The 2451-nt window shown below is 49.1% G+C and carries 3 protein-coding genes; all 3 read right to left on the bottom strand.

All coding sequences use genetic code 11. The features are described from left to right. Window positions 1-76: 76 nt before the first annotated feature. Window positions 77-772 carry a hypothetical protein gene (locus VCB98_RS13745; protein WP_346053502.1) on the bottom strand — a complete coding sequence of 232 codons (696 nt, stop codon included), beginning with the start codon at window positions 770-772 and terminating at the stop codon, window positions 77-79. Between the two features lie 175 nt (window positions 773-947). After that, on the bottom strand, window positions 948-1454 hold the full coding sequence (locus tag VCB98_RS13740; protein ID WP_346053501.1) for a hypothetical protein: 507 nt from the start codon (window positions 1452-1454) through the stop codon (window positions 948-950). Window positions 1455-2120: 666 nt separating this feature from the next. Beyond that, window positions 2121-2451 (bottom strand): hypothetical protein (locus VCB98_RS13735; RefSeq protein ID WP_346053500.1); only part of this gene is annotated, 331 nt, incomplete at its 5' end.

The raw sequence follows: 2451 nt of genomic DNA, 5'->3' as shown, positions 1-2451 counted from the left end.
TGCGTTCACCGGCTTGTCCGGTGCAACGCATTGTTATGCAAGATTTTAATTGAATTGCTTATTTGTAAGTTAGCGATCATGCAAGCACCACTTCCTTTCGACCTTGGGAGCAGTACCTAACCACACCAGAAGGGCTTTCAAGTTTTAAGGTGCCAGCTTCAAGTAAAACATTATTTACCCCCTGTAGACGGAGCTCCTTGTCTTGAATTTCATCTTTTTCACATTGCCCAACATAAAAGCGAAACTCTTTCTGGTAGCTAAATTTAGAGTCTTTGACTGTAAGTGAACGATCTAATGGATTATCAGAGTACTGAACCAAGCCATAACGAACCTTATCGCCGCTTGCCTGACCAACTAAATTGGCATAAGTGATAATATGTTTAGCAGGCAAGACAACAAAATAAGTCCCGAACTCTTCTAGCATCCTTTCTAATGATTGTTCAAACTCATTATGCGGCCCTATCACACACCAAGATTGCAACCACGAATCTTGCTGCTCATGCGCTGGGTATATTAAGACGCTTTTAGCATTTTCAATGTCGATTGGCTCACCATTTCTAACCAAGTTTGGCATTTGGTCTCCCCGCTCCGTGTCCCAGTACCCTAGACAGGATTCACTTCTGTCTCCCCTTCCTACATCTTCACGCTTTCTGAAGTAGTGAGGAGTTCGAAAGAAAGAGCAACCATCTTTGAATGCCAAATAATGCTTTTCTTCACTGAAAAACTTAATCAAGGCTACAGCCTGCTGTGAGTTATCTGCAGTGCTAGTCAATTAGTTTTAATCTCCAGTTCTGCTCAGAATTGGCCTTCCAACGTCTTAATGTTCGGTAAAGGACAATAATTTTGCATAACGCAAAGCTGAGCGGCGGGCTTGGAGCGGAGCGGAAAGCCCGTCCGGCGCAGGCCCGACCAGGGCCGGAGCGAACTCGAGCGACTGGTTAGGAAGTCTAGTACTCATCACCCCAATCCAGGATCCAGCGGCCCGCTTCATACAATACCTCGGCAAACTGACCGCACTCCAAGCAATGAGTCCAAAAAAGGCTACCATCGCGTACAAAAAGCGCAGAGAAGTGCGTGTCTACTGTATATTCAGAAAATACGGCCTCAATTTCATCGTCCTTCAGACTTGAGGCAATGAGAATCTTGTAATCCTGGCCCGCCTCCGTTTCAGCCAGCCCTACCTCCCAACGCAAAGCCTCAGATGCATTACCGGGTGACATTTCAACGCGAAACATCGCCCCCTGCTCCGCCAATTCTTGACACTGGGAAGACGAGAACACGCCGTCAGATCCACAGGTAAAAATAGCGACTTTTTCAAACTCAGATCTCAGCGTATCAACCGAATGACCAAGATATTCCGTATCGGTAGGCGCAACCTGCTCAGTCACCCACCACGCCTTATCTGGCGCATCGACCGCTGCAAGAATGAAAGCCAGAGAAAGTAAGAGCCTCATAATTCGACTTCCTAACGCCGAGCTGAGCGGCGGGTTTGTAGCGGAGCGGAAAACCCGTCCGGCGGAGGCCCGGCCAGGGCCGGAGCGAACTCGAGCGACTGGTTAGCGCTCACGCGACACTCCACGCATGTTGTCAATCGGCTGCAATCTGTCAATCAAATACTCCTCCAGAGCAGATGCTTCAAATGGAGTTTCAGCTGGCACTGCGACACTCCAAACATACCTAGGCTTCCTTATCCAATTCCCCCAGTGCTTAATGGAGCATGACCTGCCCTCCCCATAGACAAAATATGAGGATAGTCGCCCCCCGATGCTACTGTTATGAGAAGCTTTGCCAATATAAGCAACATCAAGCTCTGAGTTGAAAATTGCATAGACACCAGCATCATGGCAATTGGGCCATGTCTGCGGCCAATGTAATCCGCATTCGGAACCCGGGGAGCCGGCCGGGGGGAAGAGGTCATAAAGTTCCCCAAACAAAAATTTCTGCATCGACGGGTGGCGGAACTTCTCTGAATACTCCCGAATAGCATTGAGAAGTTCCTCGTAACCTGTCATTGCTTACCCCCTTCGCGCTAACGCCGAGCTGAGCGGCGGGTTTGTAGCGGAGCGGAAAACCCGTCCGGCGCAGGCCCGACCAGGGCCGGAGCGAACTCGAGCGACTTGTTAAGTGTTTTCATGCGAGCCTCGTTTACGAAAATAGCCGAAAACTGATAGCCAGACGAACACGAATGAAACGGGCCAAGCAAATATACTGAGCCACCCCCACCACTTGTAACCGAGAGAAAACGCATCAAATGCCGCCACGAAAATGTTTAGAAACATGGCGAGCAGGCCATAACCGATTATGAAGTTCTCCCAAGGGTGTATTCCGGATACAACCTGGACCTCATCCTCTGGACTTGGGCCAAATACAATCAACAAACCGAAGGCGCATACGACGCCGGTAGTTGTGAACAGAGCAAAAACCTTTGACTCAGATATCTCCATAACACTT

This window comes from Natronospira elongata (genome assembly GCF_034931365.1).
Lineage (GTDB): Bacteria > Pseudomonadota > Gammaproteobacteria > Natronospirales > Natronospiraceae > Natronospira > Natronospira elongata.
Note: the sequence above shows the minus strand (reverse complement) of the source record. Positions and strands in the feature narration are given on the sequence as shown.

Excerpts from the sequence above, each read along its gene's own strand:
- VCB98_RS13740 (WP_346053501.1), bottom strand. The coding sequence starts at position 1,454 with ATGAGGCTCTTACTTTCTCTGGCTTTCATTCTTGCAGCGGTCGATGCG.